Genomic DNA, 5,457 nt, shown 5'->3' on the forward strand with positions numbered 1-5,457 from the left:
GTATAAACCACGAAAACCTTAAAATCGCCGCAATAAAGCTACATTCTTTTACTTGATTTTTAGGGCTAAGTTAAGCGTTCATGCTTAATACTGAGTAATGAGAATACATCAATTTTTATTGGTGCAAGATGTAAGTTGCGATGCTCTTTCTTGTGCAAGCAGTTCCTTAAACCCTAATGATTTTCTAGCCATGATGGTCTCCCTCACTTCTATCTTAAATCCTGATTACTTTGATTATCATGATTCAAATATTGTATCTGGAGAAAATATTGTTTAATAAATATGAGTTTGGAATCTTAATTTAAGTCAATACCAACACTTTTGCAACACCTCCTCCCATTCATCCAAACATGATTATTTTTTACAAGTCCATAACATACAGTTTTTCAAATCAAATTCTCTATTGATTTCATAATCTTTTTCTTGAAAAACTCTTAAAAGACTTCCTAAGTTTTGTACGTTATTTATTGAATCCAAATATTCACTATTTGGAATTATCGTCTTTATCGCCTTTTCAAAATATAATTTTATTGATATTTTATTGTTTTCAATTTTTAACAATTCTTTCACTGAAAATTTTATTGTTTCATTTGAACAAATTATTTTTATCATTTCTCAAATTGGCAGTATTACAGATAGCGCGTTCGATAAATCCTGAATCCATAAGGTTCAATTATTTATAGGTCATAACCAACCCATCTGCAACCCTACCTATTTAGTTATTCACTCATTACTGCTAACTATTAATACTTCTTAAAAATATCTAGTTACCCCCAGAGTATCCCCCAGAGCGACCTCTACCACCTGAATTTCTATTTTCTCTCGGTCTTGCCTTATTTACCTTGATATCCCGACCCATCCACTCTGCACCGTCCAGGTTTTCTATTGCTGCTAACTCTTGTTCATCTGTTTCCATTTCTACAAAAGCAAAACCTCTTACTCTCCCTGTTTCTCTGTCTTTTGGTAACTGAATACTTTTTACTGTTCCATATTCTGCGAAAACTTCTGCTAAATCCTCTTGTCTTACTTCATAAGACAAATTCCCTACGCAAGTTTTGTAAATTGCCTTTAATAATCCACCACTCAAACCTTCAATTAACTTTTGAAACTTCTACTCAACTTAATATCAAGCTCCTGCGTCTACCCCTTTTATAAATAGTTATTTAGAAAAATATCGGTTCTTAAAAAATAATTCCCCAGTACGCATTTGGATAATTCGGGAGTAATCCGGGGACTTTAAACAGAACAATCACATGGGTCTATTCTGCCCAAGGGAGATACCTTTCGAGACGCGCGGGGCTAGCGTAGCGTTTTAACGCAGCAAGCTGAACAGGTAGTGCGGATAACCGTAGGTAATGACTAACGTCACGCAGGACGCGCTAACGCGTTTGGACGCACTACGTGTTTGGACGCGCCCAAAGGGCGAACATCCGCAGGATGCGTGCAAACACCGCAGGTGCGTCTCTCGCCGCTAATGCGCCACGAACAATCAATAAAATCCACTTATCGCTTCTGTGAACATTATTGAAAAGTAAGCACAACTTGAATCACAAATTTTCATCAAATGGAGTAGACGCAACATGATTGGGTTATTTTAAATATTACTTTTAAATATTACTATTTACCAGGGGTAGACGCATTTTTTATAGACACAACCAAGCAGACGTATTCAGATCCATAAAAACAGGTGCATAAAAGTTTATCTTTTTCCAAAAAACTCAACAATCATATTGGAGCAATTTGGTATTTTATCCACCATTATAATGACCAATTTGCTAATAGTTAATATCAGGTTCCACTACATGAGAATCATTACCACCATATTTTGGACGTATCTATTTGAAGAAAATAAAACTCAAACTCACTTATTATTTTTAATAGACTTATAAATTGAATCGAGATACTCGCCAACTTCAGGTGGTTTATTTGTGAAATGAATATAAAAATTATTTTTTTCTGCAGATTTTTCTAAAACTTTGGCATAGATATCTCTACTTTTTTCTGCATAATTTATGGTTACCAATAAATTTATTTTCATATTTGTTAATGGTTTAGGTATGGAAATAGCTTCATCTGAGTTTATGGTAACTAAAGCAGCATTTTCTGAAAGTTGAGTTAATTGCCCAGTTTGAAGAATTTTACTAATATCTTTACCATCTAAAACTGAATATTCAAGAGGAATTGCTTCCACTAAGGGGGAAAATATCTCTTCTTCTTTCTTCAAATAAAGATTGTAATCTCCAGCAATACCACCGACTTCATAAATAGTTATCGGCTTTTGAACTCCTTTTGGTTTGACTTCTCGCTCTCCAATAATTTTTACAATTGGTTCGACCTGTTTAAAAGTCGATTCAGAAATAAAAATTTGTCCGCCAATAGTATAAGATTCAATCCGATAAGTTAAATTAACTTGCTTACCGACAATCCCATATTTAGTACGTTTCTCTGAACCAATATTTCCAACCACAACCTCTCCAGTATTGATTCCGATACCCATTTCTAACTTGGGTAATCCCATTTCTTTCATTTTTTGATTCACTGGTTCCATTGCTTGTTGCATAGCTACAGCACAAGCAATTGCTCTGATTGCATCATCCTCTCTGGCTGTAGGTGCGCCAAAAAGTACCAGAATACCATCTCCCATAAACTCATCAATCGTTCCTTGGTACTCAGTAATTATATCTGCCATGTATCCCAGGTATAGATTAATAATTTTGATTACTTCCTCTGCTGGTAATCGTTCCGAAGTTGCAGTAAAACCTCGCAAGTCAGAAGTAAAGATTGTAATATTGCGACGTTGACCTCCGAGTTTTAGCCCTTCAGGACTTTCAAGTAAATTAGCAACTACTTCGTCATTCAAATAGCGTCCAAAGGTTTGACGAATCTTACCAGCACTTTGGGCGAGATAAGCCGTTACACCAACCGCAGAACCTACTAATCCCAGTATTGGTGGTACAAATGGAATCCACCAACCATATATAAAAGAAAAATAACTAATTGCAAACAAACAAGAAGCTGCTAATAAAATACTGCTCGGAGATATTATTTTTCCTTTGTTAGATCTGAGTAACCATATTAGTATTGCTCCAAGTAATGACCAGACATATACCCATAGCCATTCAAGTACTTGATTCCAAGTTTTAATCAGAGGACGATTGTCTAACTCAGCACTTAGTATTTGACTTACGGCGTTAGCGTGAATAGTAACTCCCCCCATCCGTCTGGGAGCAGAAAAAACACTATCGCGATAAGGAGTATAAAATAAATCTTTTAGGCTTGAAGCTGTTGAACCTATGATAACAATACGTCCGCGTATTGAATCTTGATTAATACGATTCTCTAAAACATTTATCAAAGATATTCTGCGAAACTTATCTATATCTCCACGGTAATTTATTAAAACCTGATAACCTTGGTCTGGGGTATTAACGTAACCACCATCGTTTCCTTCAAAAGGTGGAAATATAACTTTACCAACTTTGATCAAAAAATCTTCTGTCTGACCAACTTCAACACCAATATCATTGAGGTAAAGATAAGCAAGTTTAAATGAAAAGCTGAATATGTTATCACCATTTTTATCTGCTAAATAAAATAAATTGCGGCGAATTTTACCATCTCTATCTATAGGAAAATCATTTGCACCTACTTGGTTGCGTTTTTTCAATGCTGGTGGTGGATTAACCGCAGAAGAATCTATACTTGCAACTACTTTTTGTATCCCAATAAGATTTGGTGTGGATTCAAATACTTTCACCAAAGATTTATTACCTTTACCTACTGGTAAATCTCGATAAATATCAAGTCCTATTGCACGCGGTTTATGTTGCTTGAGATTCTCTAAAATTTTAGCTAGCACTCCATCAGGAATTGGATGTCCCAGTTTGCGTACAGCATCTTCATCAATTTCGACAATAACAATACGCTCATCTCGGCTTTCGTATGGTCGCAACATAAAAAGTTGATCCAATGCTGCTAATTCCAAAATTTGCAGCAATCCACTAAGACGTATCGCCATTACAATGAATGTGGCGGTAGGAGCAGTAATTAATACGTTACGCCACAGCCAAATTTTGCTTTTTAATAAGCTCCACATAAAATAAATATTCCTGATTATAAGCGTCTTTGAATGATTTCGATAAGACACCATATTTATTTAATTTTATGTTCACTCGTTTAAAAAATATTCAGTAAAAACTGCTATGCTTTCATTGCATCTTTCTTAACAAAAGAAATATATGCTGTAATATTTGTATGTTAAGGGTTTGAGGCGAATGGTACTAAGAAAAGCTGGAACACTTGTGGTTTAAGAAGACTTAATTGAATTACGAATAGACAGAACTCTGTGAAGTAACTTAAATGCTCTTTATGAGAAAATAAGCGGAAATTGAAAATTTCAATTTAACTATGGGAACACTAAAAATGAAAGGTAGAGCCCACAAGCATTACCTTAACAAGTTAACAAAAATATAAATTTGAATCGGCAAATAATATTAATTTATAAGAGGTTTGCCAATGAATTGGATGAAAAAAAATCTATATACTGTAGCGATCCCCGTATCCGTAACATTTTCCATTGTTTCAGCACTTTCAGTGCAAGCTCATTCCCAAACAGAGTTTGTAGAAATGCAGGTAGACACACAGAAAGTTCGGATATGGAAAATTAGTCAGGTCTTTAAAACACCAAATCGAGGAACACCTCCGGCTACTGCTGGAGGTGCAACCCGTGGTGGTTGTAAGGAGAAAGAAGGTTATTTAACGTCTTTAATGCCCAAACAAAAATTGGGATTAACCGTTAACGAACACCCTACATTTTTTTGGCATATATCTAGATCCGATGCAGAAAAAGCTGAATTTTTATTATTAGATGATGACGATAATTTAGTTTACGAAACAAATTTGGACCTTCCCAAAAAACCGGGTATTTTTGCATTTACTCTTCCTTCTGAAGCTCCAGGATTAAAGGTAGATAAGCTATATCATTGGTACCTTTCAGTAAATTGCAGTTCGGAAGAAACAGATGAAGATATAACTATTGAGGGTTGGGTAGAACGAGCTAAGCCTAGTCTAGCTTTACGAATAAAGTTAAATAATTTAGCACCAAAATACCACTCAAAAGTTTATGCAGAAGCTGGTATTTGGCATGAGGCGATTACTAATGTAGCTCAACAACGCTGCAGTTTTCCTTCTGATTCAAATATTATGTTGAATTGGAAGAAATTATTAATTTCTGTTGGCTTGAATAAGGTAGTTTCAGAACCTCTAAATAATATTTGTAAAATTTAAGGTTAAGATTATGCCTAAAGTATTTGAGTGCAGCAATTCTCATTTTGACCAATAATCGTTTAACCCGAAAAAAAATGGAAGCAAATGGAACCGGACTAAAGGGTTTTCAAGACAAATTATTAGTAAATTTTATCAATAGTTTGCATGAAATTTTCAAAATGAGAATTGCTG

Annotated in this window: 4 protein-coding genes and 1 pseudogene; 3 read left to right on the forward strand and 2 right to left on the reverse strand. The window is 34.8% G+C overall.

All coding sequences use genetic code 11. The features are described from left to right. Window positions 1-97: 97 nt before the first annotated feature. A complete protein-coding gene (locus QNJ50_RS28430; protein WP_300642560.1) occupies window positions 98-277 on the forward strand; it encodes a hypothetical protein in 180 nt (59 codons plus the stop codon). Window positions 278-763: 486 nt separating this feature from the next. On the opposite strand, the gene QNJ50_RS28435 is transcribed toward QNJ50_RS28430, so the two are convergent. Next, window positions 764-1,039: an RNA-binding protein gene (locus QNJ50_RS28435; protein ID WP_300642563.1), complete on the reverse strand. Its 276-nt coding sequence runs from the start codon at window positions 1,037-1,039 to the stop codon at window positions 764-766. A 642-nt stretch (window positions 1,040-1,681) separates the two neighbouring features. On the opposite strand from QNJ50_RS28435, the pseudogene QNJ50_RS28440 reads away from it, so the two are divergent. After that, window positions 1,682-1,786 (forward strand): annotated as a pseudogene (locus QNJ50_RS28440) (IS1 family transposase); the annotation flags it as partial. 75 nt (window positions 1,787-1,861) lie between these two features. On the opposite strand, the gene QNJ50_RS28445 reads toward QNJ50_RS28440, so the two are convergent. Next, a complete protein-coding gene (locus QNJ50_RS28445; RefSeq protein WP_300642565.1) occupies window positions 1,862-4,096 on the reverse strand; it encodes an adenylate/guanylate cyclase domain-containing protein in 2,235 nt (744 codons plus the stop codon). 419 nt (window positions 4,097-4,515) lie between these two features. On the opposite strand from QNJ50_RS28445, the gene QNJ50_RS28450 reads away from it, so the two are divergent. Further along, window positions 4,516-5,286 (forward strand): DUF928 domain-containing protein, encoded by a 771-nt coding sequence (locus QNJ50_RS28450; protein ID WP_300642568.1) that lies wholly within the window; start codon window positions 4,516-4,518, stop codon window positions 5,284-5,286. The last annotated feature ends 171 nt before the right edge of the window (window positions 5,287-5,457 follow it).

The sequence above is a fragment of the Mastigocoleus sp. MO_188.B34 genome (genome assembly GCF_030065675.1).
Taxonomy (GTDB): domain Bacteria; phylum Cyanobacteriota; class Cyanobacteriia; order Cyanobacteriales; family Nostocaceae; genus Mastigocoleus.